Source organism: Herbaspirillum huttiense (assembly GCF_047300815.1).
GTDB lineage: Bacteria > Pseudomonadota > Gammaproteobacteria > Burkholderiales > Burkholderiaceae_D > Herbaspirillum > Herbaspirillum huttiense_A.
Genome location: NZ_CP178608.1, coordinates 2,240,234 through 2,257,756, shown reverse-complemented (window position 1 = coordinate 2,257,756; position 17,523 = coordinate 2,240,234). Strand labels below are relative to the sequence as shown.

17 protein-coding genes, 2 tRNA genes and 1 riboswitch are annotated in these 17,523 nt (G+C 60.8%); of the genes, 3 read left to right on the top strand and 16 right to left on the bottom strand.

The annotated features are described in order from the left end of the window. Nucleotides 1-18 precede the first annotated feature (18 nt). From thrS to ACLRDN_RS10435, 7 genes are all read right to left on the bottom strand, one after another. Complete coding sequence (thrS, locus tag ACLRDN_RS10465; protein WP_039786292.1) at nt 19-1,926, bottom strand: threonine--tRNA ligase; 1,908 nt, start codon at nt 1,924-1,926, stop codon at nt 19-21. A 477-nt stretch (nt 1,927-2,403) separates the two neighbouring features. After that, nucleotides 2,404-2,811 carry a response regulator gene (locus tag ACLRDN_RS10460; RefSeq protein ID WP_413459966.1) on the bottom strand — a complete coding sequence of 136 codons (408 nt, stop codon included), beginning with the start codon at nt 2,809-2,811 and terminating at the stop codon, nt 2,404-2,406. A 335-nt stretch (nt 2,812-3,146) separates the two neighbouring features. Then, nucleotides 3,147-3,223, bottom strand: a tRNA-Val gene (locus tag ACLRDN_RS10455). A 105-nt stretch (nt 3,224-3,328) separates the two neighbouring features. Continuing rightward, a tRNA-Val gene (locus ACLRDN_RS10450) sits at nt 3,329-3,405 on the bottom strand. A 138-nt stretch (nt 3,406-3,543) separates the two neighbouring features. Next, nucleotides 3,544-5,796: a RelA/SpoT family protein gene (locus ACLRDN_RS10445; protein WP_413459965.1), complete on the bottom strand. Its 2,253-nt coding sequence runs from the start codon at nt 5,794-5,796 to the stop codon at nt 3,544-3,546. 3 nt (nt 5,797-5,799) lie between these two features. Then, a complete protein-coding gene (locus ACLRDN_RS10440) occupies nt 5,800-6,150 on the bottom strand; it encodes a RidA family protein (protein WP_145602532.1) in 351 nt (116 codons plus the stop codon). 73 nt (nt 6,151-6,223) lie between these two features. Beyond that, nucleotides 6,224-7,090, bottom strand: a complete 867-nt coding sequence (locus tag ACLRDN_RS10435; RefSeq protein WP_413460379.1) for an alpha/beta fold hydrolase — start codon at nt 7,088-7,090, stop codon at nt 6,224-6,226. 16 nt (nt 7,091-7,106) lie between these two features. Between ACLRDN_RS10435 and ACLRDN_RS10430 the strand changes: the two genes are divergently transcribed. Further along, nucleotides 7,107-7,292, top strand: coding sequence for a hypothetical protein (locus ACLRDN_RS10430; RefSeq protein ID WP_413459964.1), 186 nt, complete (start codon nt 7,107-7,109; stop codon nt 7,290-7,292). A gap of 816 nt (nt 7,293-8,108) precedes the next feature. Continuing rightward, nucleotides 8,109-9,158, top strand: coding sequence for an acyltransferase family protein (locus ACLRDN_RS10425; protein WP_413459963.1), 1,050 nt, complete (start codon nt 8,109-8,111; stop codon nt 9,156-9,158). Nucleotides 9,159-9,363: 205 nt separating this feature from the next. Here the strand turns inward: ACLRDN_RS10425 and ACLRDN_RS10420 are convergent, their stop codons facing one another. Next, nucleotides 9,364-9,537, bottom strand: coding sequence for a hypothetical protein (locus ACLRDN_RS10420; protein WP_227022621.1), 174 nt, complete (start codon nt 9,535-9,537; stop codon nt 9,364-9,366). A 327-nt stretch (nt 9,538-9,864) separates the two neighbouring features. On the opposite strand from ACLRDN_RS10420, the gene ACLRDN_RS10415 reads away from it, so the two are divergent. Continuing rightward, nucleotides 9,865-10,425 carry a DUF2242 domain-containing protein gene (locus tag ACLRDN_RS10415; protein WP_413459962.1) on the top strand — a complete coding sequence of 187 codons (561 nt, stop codon included), beginning with the start codon at nt 9,865-9,867 and terminating at the stop codon, nt 10,423-10,425. 98 nt (nt 10,426-10,523) lie between these two features. Here the strand turns inward: ACLRDN_RS10415 and ACLRDN_RS10410 are convergent, their stop codons facing one another. The 8 genes from ACLRDN_RS10410 to ACLRDN_RS10375 all read right to left on the bottom strand — a co-directional run bounded on the left by ACLRDN_RS10410 (nt 10,524) and on the right by ACLRDN_RS10375 (nt 17,480). Beyond that, nucleotides 10,524-10,853: a hypothetical protein gene (locus tag ACLRDN_RS10410; protein ID WP_088753687.1), complete on the bottom strand. Its 330-nt coding sequence runs from the start codon at nt 10,851-10,853 to the stop codon at nt 10,524-10,526. A gap of 168 nt (nt 10,854-11,021) precedes the next feature. Then, the gene (locus ACLRDN_RS10405; protein ID WP_413459961.1) at nt 11,022-11,546 is read right to left on the bottom strand and encodes a 6,7-dimethyl-8-ribityllumazine synthase; all 525 of its coding nucleotides are present in this window, start codon (nt 11,544-11,546) and stop codon (nt 11,022-11,024) included. Nucleotides 11,547-11,632: 86 nt separating this feature from the next. After that, nucleotides 11,633-11,801: riboswitch (FMN riboswitch) on the bottom strand. Between the two features lie 100 nt (nt 11,802-11,901). Continuing rightward, the gene (gene ybaL / locus ACLRDN_RS10400; protein WP_413459960.1) at nt 11,902-13,542 is read right to left on the bottom strand and encodes a YbaL family putative K(+) efflux transporter; all 1,641 of its coding nucleotides are present in this window, start codon (nt 13,540-13,542) and stop codon (nt 11,902-11,904) included. Nucleotides 13,543-13,744: 202 nt separating this feature from the next. Further along, a complete protein-coding gene (gene htpX, locus ACLRDN_RS10395) occupies nt 13,745-14,623 on the bottom strand; it encodes a protease HtpX (RefSeq protein WP_413459959.1) in 879 nt (292 codons plus the stop codon). Nucleotides 14,624-14,771: 148 nt separating this feature from the next. Beyond that, entirely contained in the window at nt 14,772-15,194 is a 423-nt protein-coding gene (locus ACLRDN_RS10390) for a hypothetical protein (RefSeq protein WP_413459958.1), read from the bottom strand. Nucleotides 15,195-15,523: 329 nt separating this feature from the next. Then, on the bottom strand, nt 15,524-16,480 hold the full coding sequence (locus tag ACLRDN_RS10385; protein ID WP_413459957.1) for a diguanylate cyclase: 957 nt from the start codon (nt 16,478-16,480) through the stop codon (nt 15,524-15,526). Continuing rightward, nucleotides 16,477-17,100 carry a chemotaxis protein CheC gene (locus ACLRDN_RS10380; protein WP_413459956.1) on the bottom strand — a complete coding sequence of 208 codons (624 nt, stop codon included), beginning with the start codon at nt 17,098-17,100 and terminating at the stop codon, nt 16,477-16,479. The genes ACLRDN_RS10385 and ACLRDN_RS10380 overlap by 4 nt, the downstream gene beginning before the upstream one ends. Beyond that, nucleotides 17,097-17,480, bottom strand: a complete 384-nt coding sequence (locus tag ACLRDN_RS10375) for a response regulator transcription factor (protein ID WP_413459955.1) — start codon at nt 17,478-17,480, stop codon at nt 17,097-17,099. The genes ACLRDN_RS10380 and ACLRDN_RS10375 overlap by 4 nt, the downstream gene beginning before the upstream one ends. Between the last annotated feature and the right edge of the window lie 43 nt (nt 17,481-17,523).

The window sequence follows — 17,523 nt, the reverse complement described above, 5'->3', positions numbered from 1 at the left end:
GCCCTAGGCTTCCCCGTCTCAGGCTTTGGCAGCCACCTCATCCTTGAGGCGTTCCACCAAGGTGTCGATGGACATGACGCCCAGATCGACATTGCCCCGCGCTCGCACGGCCACAGTGTTGGCATCCCGTTCTTTATCGCCGACAACCAGGATATAGGGCGGCTTCTGAATGGAATGCTGCCGTATTTTATAGGTAATCTTCTCGTTGCGCAAATCGGTCTCTACCCTAAACCCTTGTTTTTTCAGCGTTTGTGCAACGTTCTGCACATAATCCGCCTGCGCATCGGAAATATTCAGGATGACAACCTGCGTTGGCGCCAGCCACAAGGGCATGGCACCGGCGTGGTTTTCGATCAGGATGGCGATGAAGCGCTCCAGCGAGCCGACGATAGCCCGGTGCAACATCACGGGCACCTTGCGGTTGTTGTCTTCCGTGACATATTCCGCACCCAGGCGTGCCGGCATGGAGAAGTCCACCTGCATGGTGCCGCACTGCCAGGAACGGCCGATGGAATCCTTCAGGTGGTATTCGATCTTGGGACCATAGAAAGCGCCCTCGCCCGGCAGCTCTTCCCATTCCGAACCGGAGGCGCGGATGGCTTCACGCAGGGCGTTTTCAGCCTTGTCCCAGACTTCTTCCGCACCGATGCGCTTTTCCGGACGCAGGGCCAGCTTCACAGCCACTTCCTTGAAACCGAAGCAGTCGTAGACTTCACGCACCACGCGGTTGAAGGCGGCCACTTCTTCCTGGATCTGGTCTTCGGTACAGAAGATGTGACCATCATCCTGGGTAAAGCCGCGCACGCGCATCATGCCGTGCAGCGCGCCGGAGGGCTCGTTGCGGTGGCACTGGCCGAATTCGCCGTAGCGCAGCGGCAGGTCGCGGTAGCTGTGCAGGCCGGAATTGAAGATCTGGATATGGCCCGGGCAGTTCATGGGCTTCAGGGCATAGGCACGGTTTTCCGACTCGGTCGTGAACATGTTTTCACGATAGTTTTCCCAGTGGCCGGTCTTTTCCCACAGCGAGCGGTCCAGAATCTGCGGCGCCTTCACTTCCTGATAGCCGTTGTCCTGATAGACGCGGCGCATGTACTGCTCCACTTGCTGCCAGATGGTCCAGCCCTTGGGATGCCAGAAGATCAGGCCCGGGGCCTCATCCTGGAAGTGGAACAGGTCCAGCGCGCGGCCCAGCTTGCGGTGGTCGCGCTTTTCAGCCTCTTCCAGCATGTGCAGGTAGGCTTCCTGGTCTTCCTTCTTGGCCCAGGCGGTGCCGTAGACACGCTGCAGCATCTCGTTGTTGGAATCGCCACGCCAGTAAGCGCCAGCCAGCTTCATCAGCTTGAAGACCTTCAGCTTGCCGGTGGAGGGCACGTGCGGGCCGCGGCACAGGTCGGTGAAGCTGCCTTCGGTGTACAGCGACACGTCTTCATTCTGCGGAATCGAGGCAATGATCTCGGCCTTGTAGGCTTCGCCGATGGACTTGAAGTAAGCCACGGCTTCATCACGCGGCAGCACCTTGCGGGTGACGGGCTCATCCTTCTTGGCCAGCTCGGCCATCTTCTTTTCGATGGCTTGCAGGTCTTCCGGGGTGAAGGGACGCTTGTACGAGAAGTCGTAATAGAAACCGTTGTCGATGACCGGGCCGATGGTCACTTGCGCCTCGGGGAACAGCTCCTTGACCGCATAAGCCAGCAAGTGGGCGGTGGAGTGGCGAATCACCTCCAGACCGTCCGGATCCTTGTCGGTGATGATGGCCAGGTCGGCATCCTTGTCGATCAGATAAGAGGTGTCGACCAGCTTGCCATCGACGCGGCCAGCCAGGGCCGCCTTGGCCAGGCCGGTGCCGATGTTGGCGGCGACCTGCGCGACCGTGACCGGGTTGTCAAACTGGCGTTGCGAACCATCGGGAAGACGAACTGAAACCATTGTGCACTCCATGTCGGCAGCCTTGCTGCCTTGCCTGTTGAGGGTAATGTCGGAAAGAAGGACGAAAAAAAACGCGGACCAGCCGCGCTTTTTCAAAGGACGAAAAAGAACCCGACTAGCGTCGCGTGAAAACCTCGGTGGTAGTTCGCGGTGTCATAACCGGTTTGCCTTTCTCGCTCTTACAGATGAGGGGATGAATTCTGGAGGCCGCTGCCAGCAAGGACAGATCAGACCATGGCCGCGCATTATAGCAAACTTTGCACGAACATCGGCAGCGCTCCCGCATGGCACCGCCGGAACCACCGTCGCCACGATCTTGCAGGTCGATACGGCCTCCCGGAAACAGCGATGATTAGCAAGCCCCTTCACTTTCACCAACTCATAAGCGAAGTTTGACCCCCAAAAGCAAAACGGCATCCGAGGATGCCGTTTTTACATTGGGGCCCAACTGCGCCCAAATCCCGACTCAACCGCCGATTACGCGTGGGCCATCGTAGCGCGCCGCGCCAGGATCTTTTCGATCTTTTCCTTCAGGGTGGCCGCCGTAAAGGGCTTGACGATATAGCCATCCGCGCCCGACTGCGCCGCCATGACGATGTTTTCCTTCTTGGCTTCGGCCGTGATCATCAGTACCGGCAAGTGCGCCAGAGAAGGCGTGCCACGGATTTTCTTGAGCAGCGTCAGGCCATCCATGCCCGGCATGTTCCAGTCGGTCAGCACGAAGGTCACCGGCATGGCACCGGCCTCCAGGATCTTCAGTGCGGAAGAGCCATCATCGGCCTCCACCATCTTGGTGTATTCGAGCTCCTTCAGCAGGCCGCTGACAATGCGACGCATCGTCGAAAAGTCATCAACCACGAGGAAATACTGATCATCTGCTGCCATAGGGAAATTCGCTGAACCGTGAAAATGAGGATTGGAGATGTTGTTGCCGAAAAAATTCGACGCAAGTGTAAAGCATTTTTAGATGCTTCCGCGAAACATCTCGCGCATTGCTTCAGGAAATGCGCTTTTTTACACCGACGATTGACCCTTCGCAAAGCCAAGCGCGCAGCCGGAGTGAGGTCCGCGCCAGCTGCAGTCATAACACAGGGGAGGTGAAAGAAATGCAAGAAAAGGAAGGCAGAAAAACAAAAAGGAAGCCGCCAATGCGCTTCCTTTTGTTGATTTCTGCAGATTTCTTCAACCAACCCTTTCACCTCATCACGAAGCAAACGAATTGGTAGGCACGATTGGACTCGAACCAACGACCCCTACCATGTCAAGGTAGTGCTCTAACCAGCTGAGCTACGCGCCTATCGAAGACTGCAAGAACTTGATAAAACAAAAAAGGAAGCCGAGAACGCGCCTCCTTTTGTTTGCTTCGCCCCAACTCACCCATCCCGAACGGGACCAGAAGAATTGGTAGGCACGATTGGACTCGAACCAACGACCCCTACCATGTCAAGGTAGTGCTCTAACCAGCTGAGCTACGCGCCTAACGAAGAAACGAGAGTATAGGAGGCTTTTCAAAATTTGCCAAGGGGTAAATGATGAAAAATTAAAAATAGTTAGCGTATTTCGCCAAGTATCCAGCCTCCCTGCCCTCTCCCGCCTGTACCACCAAACAACTGGGCATTACTGTCGCTTGGCCTCGATCACACCCTTGACCTCGCGAATCACCGTGAGCGCTTTCTGCAATTGCTCGGTCGAGCCGATCTCGGCCGTGAAGGCCATGCGCGCATGCCCCTTCACGCTTTGCGTGCTCACCCCGATCACGTTGATCTTGTCGCGCAGGAAGATATCGGAGATATCCCGCAGCAAGCCCTGGCGGTCACTGGCCAGCACGAAGATGTCGACCGGATACACGGTATCGCGTGCCGGCGCCCCCCAGGTGGTCTGGATGACCCGCTCCGGCGCATGCAAGCTCATCTCGGCGAAGTTCTTGCAATTGACGCGGTGGATGGACACCCCCTTGCCGCGCGTGACAAACCCGGCAATCACATCGGGCGGCGCCGGCTTGCAGCAGCGCGCCAGTTGGGTCAGCAAGCCATCGGTACCGACCACCAGCACGCCCGACTTGGCGCCCTGCACGATGCTCGATGCGCGGCTCTTGCGGGTGATGAGGGCTTCGTCATCGATCTCGGGTTTCTTTTCCTCGCCCTCATGGAGCGCCTGCTCCACGTGCCGCAGGCTGAATTCTTCCTTGGCCAGCGACAGGCAGAGGTCGTCGACCTTGTCGAAGCCCAGCTTCTGGGCCAGTTCTTCCAGGTTGACGGCGGTCTTGCCCTCGCGCTGCAGGGTCTTTTCCAGCAGGCCACGGCCCACGGAAAGCGTCTCCTGCTGCTCGATGGCATTGAACCAGGCGCGAATCTTGGAGCGCGTGCGCGAGCTGGCGGCGTAACCTGCACCCAGCCAATCACGCGACGGCCCGACGCCGGCGCCGCTCTTGGCCGTGATGATCTCCACCGTCTGGCCGTTTTTGAGGGTGGTGTTCAGCGGCACCATCACGCCATCCACGCGCGCCCCGCGGCAGCGGTGGCCGACGTCGCTGTGCAGGTGATAGGCGAAGTCGATGGGCGTGGCCCCGCTGGGCAATTCGATCACCCGCGCCTGGGGCGTGAGCACATAGATGCGCTCATCCAAGGTGGCCGACTTGAGCTTCTGCACCCAATCACGGCGCACTTCTTCCTGGTCCACCACGGCATCGGTGACTTCGTTCTTCCAGGCCAGCAGTTGACGCAGCCAGGCGATTTTCTCGTCATATTTCTGCGCCGAGAAATTGGAGCCGCCACTTTCCTTGTAGCGCCAGTGCGCCGCCACGCCGTATTCGGCGAAGTGGTGCATTTCGTGCGTACGAATCTGCACTTCCAGCGCCCGGCCATCTTCGGCCATGACTACCGTGTGCAGGGACTGGTAGCCGTTCTGCTTGGGACGCGAAATGTAGTCGTCGAACTCTTCGGGAATCGGCGTCCAGATGTCGTGCACGATGCCCAGCACTGAATAACAAGTCTTCACATCATCGACGATGACGCGGAAGGCTCGCACATCGTAGAGCTCGGAGAAATCGATGGACTTGCCGCGCATCTTGTTCCAGATGCTGTAGATGTGCTTGGGCCGGCCACTGACCTCGGCGCGGATATCCTGCGCCGCCATCTCGGCGCGCAAACGCGTGATCGCGTTGGCCACGAAGGCTTCGCGCTCCAGCCGCTTTTCTTCCAGCATCTTGGCGATGCGCTTGTAGGTCACCGGCTCCAGGAAGCGGAAGGACAGGTCTTCCAGTTCCCACTTCAGTTGCCAGATGCCCAGCCGGTTGGCCAGCGGCGCGTAGAGATCGAAGGTCTGGCGCGCATACTGGGCACTGGCTTCATTCTCCTGCTTGGTTTCGGCGAAGTAGCGCAGCGTGGCCACGCGCGAGGCCAGGCGCACCAGCACCGCGCGCATGTCGGTGGCCATGGCCAGCAGCATCTTGCGCAGGGTTTCCACCTGGGCGGCGGCCTGCTGGGCGGCGTTCTTGCCGCGCAAGACTTCCTGGTTCTGGGGCTGGAAGCTCAGGCTGTGAAAACGCATCAGCTGGCGCACATTGCCCACCAGCTCGGCGATTTCCTTGCCGAAGCGCTCTTCCAGCTTTTCTTCCAGCTCGGGGTGCAGCATCTGGGCTTCGAAGGCCAGCCCGGCGATGCGGGTGGCGGCATCGACATTGAGGGCGGTCAGCACGGTGGCCACCGAGACCGCGAATTGCAGCGCGTTCTGCCCGGACAGGATTTGCCTGTCGGCATAGAGCGGTTCGAGTTCGGCCAGCGCCTGCTCGACCCGTGCGACATCGTCAGGACCGAGGCCGGCGGTAATGGCCGCCAGGCCTTCGCCCTGGGTACTTGCTACCGAAACCATAAATTACTTCTGTGCAGCGACGATGATGATTTCCACCAGCAGTTCGGGACGGGCCAGCTTGGCTTCAACGGTGGCGCGCGGGGGCGCATTGCCGGGGGCGACCCACTCGTCCCAGACGGCGTTCATGCCAGCAAAATCCTTCACATCAGAGAGAAAAATCTGGCACGACAGGATCTTGGTCTTGTCACTGCCGGCTTCAGCCAGCAGGCGGTCGATATGGCCCAGCACTTCGCGGGTCTGGCCTTCGATGTTCTGGGTGGCGTCTTCGGCGATCTGGCCGGCCAGGTAGACGGTACCGTTATGAATGGCGGCTTCGGAGAGTCGCTTGCCGACGTGCAGACGTTGTACGGACATGAAATTTCCTTCCTAGTAAAACCCGGCGGCAATGCGCGCCGGTGATGAAAAACGTAATCGGATCGGGAACCGCTCAGCCCAGCAGGAACTGGCGCGCCACCTCGATCTGCGGTGCATGCATGAAGGTGGGAGCGTGGCCGACGTCGGGCAGTTCCACCAGTGTGGCCTTGGGGCCGCGACGGGTCATTTCCTGCGCCACTTCCGGAAGCAGCAGGTCGGACTGGGCGCCACGCACCACCAGGGTCGGACAACGGATCGCGTCATAGGCCGCCCACAGCATCTGCTCGGCCGCGCTGGCCGCTTCCGGCGTAGTCAGTTTGAAGGGGACGGCCAGGCCCAGGTCGTAATGGCGCACCCACTTGCCCTCTTCATTCTGGCGCAGCACATCCCTGGCCAGCTTGTGCCATTCTTCATCGCTGTGCTGACCGAAACTGACGGAAATGGTGCGGATGAACTGGGCCGCTTCTTCGAAGGTATCGAAGCGCACATCCTGGCCGATGTAGTCGCCAATGCGCGCCAGGGCGGCGCCGTTGATGGAAGGGCCGATATCGTTGAGCACCAGGCGGCGGATAGGATTGCCCGGCAGCGAGGCCAAGCCCATGCCGATCAGGCCGCCCATGGAGGTGCCGAACCAGTCGACGATCTCGGCGTCGACCCGCGCCAGCAGGGTCACCATGTCGCTCACATATTGCGGGACTGTATAGAACTGCGGATTGGCCAGGCGTCCTGAACGGCCGCGTCCGACCACGTCGGGGCAGATCACCCGATAGGTATCGCAAAGCTCGCGGGCCATGCGGTCGAAGTCGTCGGAGACCCGCGTGACGCCGTGCACGCACACCAGCACATTGGGATTGCGCGCATCGCCCCACTCCTTGTAAGCCATGGTGTGCAGGCCGGCGGGTGAAATGCACTGCACTGTCTTGACTACCGCTTCAGTCATGGTGAGGGCCTTCCAGATGAAAGAAGTCGTCATTCTACCCTTTCAAGACAGCTTGTCGGCCGGAAATGGCACCCTGGAACAGGAGGGAATGCTGTCTACCGGCGGCAAACGAGGCGCACGACGTGCCGGCCTCCGCCCGCAAGAAAATTTCAGGAATTTCCGCAGGAAAAAACAAATGATGCGGCGCAAGTCGCTGCTATAATGCGTCCCTTTTCCGGCGGCCCTGGCCGGTACCCCTCATGCCCGAGTGGTGAAATCGGTAGACACAAGGGACTTAAACAATTTGAGCCTTCGAGCGGAAACGCCCGAAGTGACGCCCGTCAAATTCGGCGAAAGCCCTCGATGCCCCGCATCGGAGCCAACGCCGAGCCAAGCCCGGCAACAATGGGAAGGTGTAGAGAGCAGACGGCGGGCACCTACGGCCGCAAGGCTATGGTGAAGGCGTGCTCCAGACCACGAACAGCGCATGCGCTGGCGGCGAAAGCCGAAGTGGTAAGAAAATCCCTCGCCGCAAGGCGTGCCGGTTCGATTCCGGCCTCGGGCACCAATCAAAGACCTCCCCTGCTGCGCAGGCCGGAGCATCCACTTGCTCAATGCCTTGCGCAAACGGTGCTGCCAACTTTTCGTCGGCCAGCACGGGGCTCATCCATGGCGTTGAAGCCTGACGCGGCAGCCCTATGCGCATGCATCAAGCCTCAATGTATCGACCGCCCAACGCCAAGCCGACCGAACCAGGGCCTCGCCAATGACGTGCCGCGATTGCGGAGCTGTAGGCGTGGCCAGACTGGACGAAGGCACAGGATTCATGCGGGACTGATTGCTCGCTTTCTTTCCTCCAGGACAGAAAGCAGCATGTGGCCATTAAAAAAACTGGAAGACTTTCACTCGTCTTTGCGTCCGACACCTATAATTATCAATCAAACCATAGAATTAACCGATGCCCCATAGGTTCCGCGCCCAGAACTGCTCGGATCCATACCAGGGCTGCACACCAAACCTCCTGAGGAGTAAGGCCGCCATGGTATCTAAGCCACCAGATCCCGCACGTTCAGCAGAGCGAAGAGAAATCTGGATCGATTACCTCAAGGCAATTGGAATAATTCTGGTCGTCTACGGACATGTCGCCCGCGGCGTGTACAACGCGGCTATCCCGCTGGATCAGCAGCGCTACCAACTGATCGACAGCATCATCTACAGCTTCCACATGCCGCTGTTCTTCTTCGCCTCGGGATTGACCGTGGCCAATTCCCTTGCCAAATATGGCACTGCGGGTTTCATCATGGAGAAGCTGCGAACGCTCGCCTATCCCTATTTCGTCTGGTCGCTGATCCAGGGACTGATCGGCCTGCTGCTCTCCAGGCTGACCAACCGACAACTGGAATTGGCCTCACTCCTGCAGATCCCCTGGCATCCCCAAGACCAGTTCTGGTTTCTTTACGCGCTGCTGCTGATCATGATGGTATTGGCCCTGCTGGTGAACTGGCTGGGACTGCAACGCCGGTACTGGTTGCTGGCGCTCTTCACGGCAGGCTTCATTTTCCATGTGTATTTCCCCTTCACCATGGTAGACGGCTTCGTTCTCTCGTACGGGGTCTATACCGTCCTGGGCCTGTGCTTTGCCGACTTCCGAGGACGCCTCATGCGGCACGCGCACACCCTGGCCCCTTTATTGGTATGCGTGGCGATCATTGCACAATACGTGTTTCATATCAGCTTGCAGCTGCGCACCGATCCGGACCACAAATTCACCTTGCCGCTTGCGGTGGTGTGCATCCTGGCCCTGGTTGCGCTGTCCATGCGAATGGAATTGCTGTCCCGCTGGAATTGGATGCGGGAGATTGGCAGGCTCTCGATGCCGATCTTCCTCATGCATATCCTGTTTGGTAGCGGAGCCCGCATCGTGATGAACAAAGTTCTTCATCTGCAAGATCCCCTCGTCCACTTGATCGTAGGCACGGCAGCCGGGGTGCTGCTTCCAATGGTGGCATATCGCGTATTGATCAACTGCAAGGCTGGCTATCTGTTTGCCCTGCCGGATAGCCCGCAGCATCAACTGCGTCGAAACTAGGTTTAGCTGATGCCATCGCACTCGCAGACTGAAGCTTGCCTGCACCCCAGCATGCCGCACCATCTCTGTCCCTGGCGCGTGCCAGCGCCAACTCGACAGTCGGATGCACCTGGATCGGTTCGGTATTGAGAGGGTGTCGCGCACCGGCGCGGCGCCTTGAAAAGCATCAAGGTACGCGCCCGGAACGACAAGCGCAGCATCCCGCTCAGCGCTTGAGCAACTCCAGCGCATCCTCGGCCACACTGCGCAGGTTGGTGATGGTGGCATTGAGATCGGCCAGCTCGGCCGGAGTGGGCGGCTGGTCCATGCCATTCTTGACCAGCGAGGCCTTGATGATCGTCGCGGCCATCTGCCACGCAGCCTTATTGTGTGCGTCCACCAGTTCCTTCTGGATGCGCTCCAATTCCGCTTTCTGATTTTTGTCCATGTTCCTTGACGAGGCCGTTTGCGAATGTGCCCGGCTTGCCCGGCAGATTCATGATCGTCCCGATGGAAGACCACTCCCTTGAATCTCCTAACATTACTTTCAGTCAGGCAATTCGACAAGTGATTTTACCTTCATGTCGATCCCCTGCGCGCGTCTTCATTCCTGTTCTCATCGGGTGATACGCCATCTGTTACGGATCTTTACCATCCGCCCAAACTCTGAGCTTCCTGAATCCTTTACAATTCACGCCACCTCTCACTGTTGCCGGAGATCCGCTGCATGCCGCGCCCGCGTTTTTCAATTTTCTTGTTGCTCGTCACCGCCGCCAGCCTCGGCCTGACCGCTTGTACCACGGGCAAAACCGCCTTCTATCACCAGGAAGAATTCAACGATACCAGCGCCTTCTCGCGCAGCTTCCCCGGCAGCGAAAAAGCCGTCTGCGAAGCCGCCCGCCGCGCACTGCTGGGCCAGGGCTACGTGATCAACAAATCCACCGACAACACCCTGGACGGCAACAAGAGCTTCCAGCCCGCCAGCGACAAGCACATGGAAATCGCCTTCCACGTGGTCTGTGCCTCCAATGGCAACGGCAAAAGCTCGACCATGTTCGCCAGCGCCACCCAGGATGGCTACGGCATCAAGAAGAGCAACAGCTCGGCCAGCCTGGGCGTGAGCGTGCTGGGGTCGGTGTCGATGCCCTTTGCCGCCAGCGATGACTCAATGGTGCGCGTTTCCAGCGAAACCATCCGCTCGCCGGACTTTTACGATCGCTTCTTCGGTGCGGCTGAACGCTACCTGCTGGTCGATGTCGATGACGACACCACCCCCGCGAAAAAATAAGCCCAGCCCGATGTCAGCAGTGCACAACTGCTGCTCATTGAATGAACGAAAAAATGGCGGCCTTCAAGCCGCCATTTTTCTTGCCTGCTGCCCGGGAATCAACGCCCCCAGTAGCCATAGCCCGGGGGCGGCGGCGGACGATGCCAGTGGCGGTGATGGCCACGATGGTACTCGCGCTCCACATACACCGGCGCCGGTGCGTAATAAACCGGTGCCGGACGCACGTAGACCGGTGCCGGGCGCACATATACCGGCGGCGGCGCATACACGGGGGCCGGCTGTACGTAGACAGGCTGCGGAGCCACGTAAGCGGGCACGCCGATGTTGACGCCGATGGAGACATGTCCGGCCATGGCCGGTGCTGCGGACAGACCGGCAACGGCAGCAAAGACAGCCATGCCGGCAATCAGGGAAATCGACTTTTTCACGATAGCTCCTCGTTGTTCTGAATGACGTAGCGTGACTATATCCCCCGAAACCTGACAACTCTAGGCGAAAGCCGTAAGGGTTGTAAGCAAATGCTTCACAAATGTTAAGCGCAATGTGAAGCAAAATTTGGCTGTCCCCGCGCCCGTCACGGCAGCAGGCGTCAAGCGTCAGGCTGCATTCAGGCTGCGCTGTGCAGTATCGGCTGCACGGACTTCGGCCAACTTGGCGACGGTGGTCGCACATGCGTGTGCGGCTTCACGTCCCTTGACCAGGAAATGCTGGTGGAAGTAATCGTGGTGCTCGCTGTGCGAATGGAAGTGATGCGGGGTCAGCACGGCCGAGAACACCGGCACTTCGGTCTCCAGCTGCACTTGCATCAGTGCCGAGATGACCGATTGCGCCACGAAGTCATGGCGGTAGATGCCGCCATCGACCACCAGGCCGCTGGCGACGATGCCGGCGTACTTGCCAGTCTTGGCCAGGACCTTGGCGTGCAGGGGGATTTCGAAGGCACCGGGCAGTTCAAAAAAGTCGATGCTGGAGGTGGGCCAGCCCAGCTTGGCCATTTCCTCGGTGAAGGCGATGCGGCACTGGTCGACGATGTCCTTGTGCCAGCTGGCCTGGACGAAGGCGATGCGTTGACCGTGATGGGAAGGTACGGCAGACAGATGCGATTGATGCGATTGCGACATGGTTCAGGACTCCTGTTCGATGAATAAACAGGGCGTGGGAATGCGCGGCCGCGCGCACCGCCAGAAAAGCGGCACGACACCGGACATCCCGTTCTCTTTCATCCGGACTATGACCGTCGGCCCCGGAATCACACCAGGTCTGCTGACCCCGGCTCGTCGTGGCGACAGGCCGGGCGCTCGCGGGCTACATGCAACACCGCAAGGCGCCGCCTGATTACCGCCGGTGGGGAGTTTCACCCCGCCCCGAGAACTTGTTGCCGCGCAGCGGACCGAAAGTCCGCCGAGACAGCAGCCGCGACTTTAGCACGTGAAGAAAAATGCTGCAGGCGCGCAGGGCAAATCAAGCCAACCAGCTTCAGGCACCCTGCCCCACTGACTCCAGCATGCCGCGCGCAATCTCGCGCTCGCCCATGATGACGCGCTGGGCACCATGTTTTTCCAGGTGCTCGATCTCGGCATCCGAATGGGCGCGCGCCACCACCTTCAGTCCGGCATTGAGCTCCAGTGCATTTTCGATCACCTGCCCGGCTTCGAACACTTCCGGTATTGCCACCAGCAGCCAGCGTGCGCGCTCCACGGCGGCAGCCTTCAGGAGTTCGCTCTGGGCCGCATTGCCGTACAGCGCCGGCACGCCATCCTGGCGCAGTGCTTCCAGATGCTCGCGCTGCGCCTCGATCACCACGAAAGGCTTGCCCTGCGCGCGCAACTGCTCGCCGATGCCACGGCCGACACGGCCATAACCGACCAGCACCACGTGATCCTGCAGGTCCACCGTGGGTGGCACGTCCTGCACGTCGGCAGGTTTGGCGTGACGCGCTTCGTAGCGATCGAGCAGCGAGAACAGCAAGGGATTGATCAAGATAGACAGAATCGCGCCGCCCAGGATCAGGTCGCGTGCCATCGGCGAGAGCAGGTCCAGCGACAGGCCGAGTGTGGCCAGGATGAAGGAAAATTCACCAATCTGCGCCAGGCTGGCGGAAATGGTGAGCGCCGTCGAATTCGGGTGACCGAATGCGCGCACGATCAGCCAGGCCGCCAGCGACTTGCCGACCACGATGATGAGCACGGTCGCCAGCACCAGCAGCGGTTCGCGCACCAGGATCGACGGATCGAACAGCATCCCCACCGAGACGAAGAACAGCACGGAGAAGGCATCGCGCAGCGGCAGTGATTCTTCGGCGGCACGGTGGCTCAGTTCGGATTCGGACAGGATCATGCCGGCGAAGAAGGCCCCCAGCGCGAAGGACACGCCAAACACATAAGCCGACCCCAGCGCAAAGCCCAGCGCGATGGCCAGCACGGCCAGGCGGAACAGTTCACGCGAGCCGGTATCGGCGATGCGCTCCAGGATCCACGGAATGACGCGGCGCCCGACGATGAGCATCACCGCCACGAAGGCCACCACCTTGCCCAGCGTCAGCCCCAGGGTCAGCAGCACGGCATTGCCGGAGAGTGCCTCGCCCTTGCCGCCCAGGATGCCGGAGAGCGCCGGGATGAGCACCAGCGCCAGCACCATGGCGATGTCCTCGACGATGAGCCAGCCCACGGCGATGCGGCCGCGCTGGGTTTCCACCAGGCGGCGTTCCTGCAGCGCTTTCAACAGCACCACGGTACTGGCCACCGACAGCGCCAGGCCAAACAGGAAGCCCTCGCCGAACGGCCAGCCCAGCAGCCAGCCCAGGCCCATGCCGAGCAAGGTGGCAATGGCGATCTGCGCCACTGCACCGGGGATGGCAATGTTCTTGACCGACAACAGGTCCTTCAGCGAAAAGTGCAGACCGACACCGAACATCAGCAGGATCACCCCGATCTCGGCCAGTTCCTGGGCCAGGTCGGCGTCGCCCACGAAGCCGGGCGTGAACGGACCGATGGCGATACCGGCCACCAGGTAGCCGATCAACGGCGGCATTTTCAGGCGATGGGCCAGGGTCCCGAAGATGAAGGCCAGGACCAGGCCGGCGACAATGGTGGCGATCAGGGGAGTGTGATGGGGCATCAGTCAGGGTTCCTTTCTAAGGTGGATGAATTTGTTGGAGATGACTGTGACACTGGCTGTCTGCCGGCTGCGTGCCTGCGTGCAAACGCAGGCACGAACCTTCACAAAGACTAACACGCGCATGAATACGCGGGCATGACAGCCACTCAGGCGCCGTCGCTGGCGGGCCGTACTTGGCGCGGTGCGGCCCGCCAGCGCGGCATCAGCGTGCAGCCTGCAAGGCGGCGATGCGCGACTCCAGCGGCGGGTGGCTGGAGAACAGGCCCAGCCACGATTCGCGGCCGGAGATGCCGGAAGCCTGCAGGTTCTGCGGCAGGCCATCGGACTGCAGGCCACCCAGGCGGCGCAGCGCATTCATCATCGGCACCTTGGAACCCATCAGGGATGCAGCACCGGCGTCGGCGCGGTATTCGCGCTGGCGCGAGAAGTACATCACGATGATGCTGGCCAGGATGCCGAAGACGATTTCGCAGACGAACACGGTCACCATGTAGCCGATGCCGGGGCCGCTGTTTTCTTCGTTGTTCCTGCGCAGGAAGGAGTCGACGAAGTAGCCGACGATGCGCGCGAAGAACATCACGAAGGTATTGACCACGCCCTGGATCAGGGTCAGCGTGACCATGTCGCCGTTGGCGATGTGGGCCACTTCGTGGGCCAGCACGGCTTCCACTTCTTCCTTGGTCATGCCTTGCAGCAGGCCGGTGGAGACCGCCACCAGCGAATTGCTCTTGCTGGCACCGGTGGCAAAGGCGTTGGGCGGGCCGTCATAGACCGCCACTTCCGGCATGGGCAGCTGGGCGCGGGTGGCCAGGGTCTGGACCGTTTGCAGCAGCCACAGTTCGGTGGAATTCTGCGGCTGCTCGATCACGCGCGCTCCCGTGGACCACTTGGCGATGGTCTTGGACATGAACAGCGAAATGAAGGAGCCGCCAAACCCCATCAGGCCGCAGAACACCAGCAGCATGCCGAAGTTGAGGCCGTTGGCAGTGAGGTAGCGGTTCACGCCGAGCAGGCTGGCAGTGAAGCTCAAGACCAGCATCACGGCCAGGTTGGTGACGAGGAACAGAACAATGCGTTTCATGATTTTTCCTGATGAACGAAAAGGTGCCGTACGCAAGCGCAGCACGGCAGATGCAACGATGGGAGTCAATGGTCAGGCGTGCGCGGCAAGGCAGGACACTGCCGCCGCGCGTGCGCCCTGCCCGCAGCAGGTACGCACGACAGGAGGCTCAGGCCAACGGCGGAGGACGCAACTGGTCGCGCAGGTAGGACGACCAGCTCAGGCTTGACGGAAAGGCGTGGGGAAACGGAAACCAGTGCAGTCCGGGCGTGGCGATGGCCGCCGGCAAGGCAGGATCTTCCAGCTCGCCCTGGGCGCCAGGCTGGTCGTCATCGTCGCTGGCAGGCACCTCATCGCCCGTCAGGCTGCCCGCAGCCAAGGCATCGGCCGCAGCCGGCCAGGAGGTGGCGACGGCGGCCGGGCAGGCATGGCCGCTGCCCTTGGCAAACGCATGCAAGTGCGCAGAGGAAGATGCGGTGGCCGGGGCCTGCAGCTGTTCACGCAACTGTTCGCGCAGCTGCACCTCTCCCGTGGCTGCCAGCAGTTGCAGCGGGATCAGCAGAGTCAGCAGCAGGAGCAGCAGTCGGCGCATCAAACCCTTGGTGAAGAAAAAAGCGAAAAAACATGGTAGACCGGCCAGGAGAGGCCCCCAGGAAAACTACGGGACCTTGCCGGTGCGTCAGGCTTTTGTCAGCATGAACGGATGCGCATTATACGCAAAATCGCCACCCGGACGTGACGGCCGGTTCCCCCCGGAAATCAAGCTACAAGGCAAGTTATCCACAAAAGCTGTGAACAAGCCTGTTGATAAGCAAGCTGCCATTTTCTGACATGCTTGCTCAGCAAGGGTTTCCTATAAATTGCCCTTGAATTGCACAAAAGTGAAGAAATTTCCTTGGGGCATGCCTCCCCCTGGCGGGGTCAATCGGTCGCGACCACCTTGTTGCGCCCGCCCAGCTTGGCGCGGTAAAGCGCCGCATCGGCCGCTGCCATGAGCTGACGTCCATCGGCTTCGCCCCCGACGCAACGCGTACACACGCCCACGCTGATGGTGACGCGATGGGCTACCAGCGATTTGGCGTGCGGTTCGGCCAGCGCGTGAACGCTTTCGCGCAGGGCCTCCGCTGTGTCGGCGGCTTGCGCAGGCGTGAGCCCTTCCATCAGGAGGATGAATTCTTCACCGCCATAGCGTGCCAGCAGGTCAGCCGGCCGCTGCAAGCCGGCCTGCAGCGCTGCGGCCACGCGCTTGAGCACCTGGTCGCCGGGGCCATGGCCGTAATGATCGTTGTACTGCTTGAAGAAATCGACATCCACCATGAACAGCGACAGTGCTGCGCCAGTCGGCCCCACGCGCTGCAAGGTCCGGGCGAAATGTTCATCGAAATGGCGGCGATTGCGAATGCCGGTCAGGCCATCGGTGCCGACCTGGCGCTTGAGCACGTCGGAATGGGACTGCAGCATCTTTTCGCGCCGCACCGAGTTGCTGGCATCGCTGATCTGGATCAGGCAGAGCCGCTCGCCCTCTTCATTGTCGAAAGGCGTCAGGACCACCGATTGCACCATGCGCACCCCACCTGCGGCAGCGGCATGCTCCGGGTACAGCGGCAGCGGCGAGCGGTGCAAGGCGCTGGAGAGCACTGCCGGCAGGCCGTAATGGAGGGTATTGTCGATGGCCCGCAGCAAGGCCGGCGACACCGGCTGGCCGAAGCACGCATCAAAGCGCGCCCCCAGCGCCTGTGCCGCAGGCACCCGGCTACAGCGGGCCACCCAGGCGTTCCAGAGCAGGACATGGCGCCGGGCATCGAGCATGATGAGGCCGCCGTGGAGCTGCTCCAGCACGTCCTCGGCGCGGAAGCGGGGTGCTGCGGCGGTGTTCATGCCAATCCGATCTTGCCCAGGTAGCGCTGCACGTTCTCCACCAAGGCGTGCAAGGAAGAAGAACTGAGCAGGAAGATCAGGTGGCCGTCGGTCTGGTGCTTCTCGATCACCAGGTCGATATGCAGTACCAGCACGTAGCTGTCATCGCTGCCGGTGGCCGCCAGGCGTGCCGAGATGTCTTCCGGGGAAGACACCAGGTATTGCGGCAGCGAACTGTTGAGGGTGATCTCCAGCATGTCGGCCATGGCCGAGAGGCAGGCATTGAGGATGATGTTGCCCAGTTCGCACATGGCTTCGCGCTCGAACTCGGCCAGCTCGTCCAGGCTCATCTGCGAGCCCATCATGTCGCGCACGATGGACAGCGCGCGGTCCTCGGTGAAGAGCAGCACCGCCTCGGCATCGAAGGGGCCGTCAAACTTCTGGCTCACGGTGGCAAAGCGCCCGCGCGTGCGCGGCAGCACCTGCTCGTCGATGGCGGCCGTGCGCAGCACTTCCACCGACGGCACCGACAGGCGCACTTCGTCGCCCACGATTTCCGACAGGCTCTGCGCGGCCCGCCCTGCGCCCACATTGAAGATCTCGGTCAGGGCATCGCGTTCGATCTCATTGAGAATGCTCACAGCGCGCCCCGGAAATGCAGCAGGGCCTGGCCAATCGATTTTTCCGTGACCGGCTTGGCCACGAACAGCGCCCCCAGTTGCTGGGCGCGGGTCTGCACCGCTTCCTGGATGTTGGCCGAGAAAATGGCGATGCGTACCGACGGATGCGCCTGCAGGATCTGCGCGGCGGCATCGGTGCCCAGCATGCCGGGCATGTTGATGTCCATCGTGCAGTAGTCGGGCACGCGCTGCTCTACCTGGGCAATGGCTTCCTCGCCGGTACCGGCTTCCATCACCTGCCAGTCCGGATGCACGGCCAGGACGTTGGCCTTGATCACCATGCGGGAGACTTTGCTGTCGTCGACGATGAGGAGGGTCTTGCCGCTATCGTTGCTTGCCATCTTGAATCACCTTGAACATCAAAAAACTGAAGAATGCTGACAT

Bases quoted from the DNA above. Each gene is read 5' to 3' on its own strand.
- thrS (WP_039786292.1), bottom strand. From the start codon at position 1,926: ATGGTTTCAGTTCGTCTTCCCGATGGTTCGCAACGCCAGTTTGACAAC.
- ACLRDN_RS10460 (WP_413459966.1), bottom strand. From the start codon at position 2,811: ATGGCAGCAGATGATCAGTATTTCCTCGTGGTTGATGACTTTTCGACG.
- ACLRDN_RS10445 (WP_413459965.1), bottom strand. From the start codon at position 5,796: ATGGTTTCGGTAGCAAGTACCCAGGGCGAAGGCCTGGCGGCCATTACC.
- ACLRDN_RS10440 (WP_145602532.1), bottom strand. From the start codon at position 6,150: ATGTCCGTACAACGTCTGCACGTCGGCAAGCGACTCTCCGAAGCCGCC.
- ACLRDN_RS10435 (WP_413460379.1), bottom strand. From the start codon at position 7,090: ATGACTGAAGCGGTAGTCAAGACAGTGCAGTGCATTTCACCCGCCGGC.
- ACLRDN_RS10430 (WP_413459964.1), top strand. From the start codon at position 7,107: ATGAAAGAAGTCGTCATTCTACCCTTTCAAGACAGCTTGTCGGCCGGA.
- ACLRDN_RS10425 (WP_413459963.1), top strand. From the start codon at position 8,109: ATGGTATCTAAGCCACCAGATCCCGCACGTTCAGCAGAGCGAAGAGAA.
- ACLRDN_RS10415 (WP_413459962.1), top strand. From the start codon at position 9,865: ATGCCGCGCCCGCGTTTTTCAATTTTCTTGTTGCTCGTCACCGCCGCC.
- ACLRDN_RS10405 (WP_413459961.1), bottom strand. From the start codon at position 11,546: ATGTCGCAATCGCATCAATCGCATCTGTCTGCCGTACCTTCCCATCAC.
- ybaL (WP_413459960.1), bottom strand. From the start codon at position 13,542: ATGCCCCATCACACTCCCCTGATCGCCACCATTGTCGCCGGCCTGGTC.
- htpX (WP_413459959.1), bottom strand. From the start codon at position 14,623: ATGAAACGCATTGTTCTGTTCCTCGTCACCAACCTGGCCGTGATGCTG.
- ACLRDN_RS10390 (WP_413459958.1), bottom strand. From the start codon at position 15,194: ATGCGCCGACTGCTGCTCCTGCTGCTGACTCTGCTGATCCCGCTGCAA.
- ACLRDN_RS10385 (WP_413459957.1), bottom strand. From the start codon at position 16,480: ATGAACACCGCCGCAGCACCCCGCTTCCGCGCCGAGGACGTGCTGGAG.
- ACLRDN_RS10375 (WP_413459955.1), bottom strand. From the start codon at position 17,480: ATGGCAAGCAACGATAGCGGCAAGACCCTCCTCATCGTCGACGACAGC.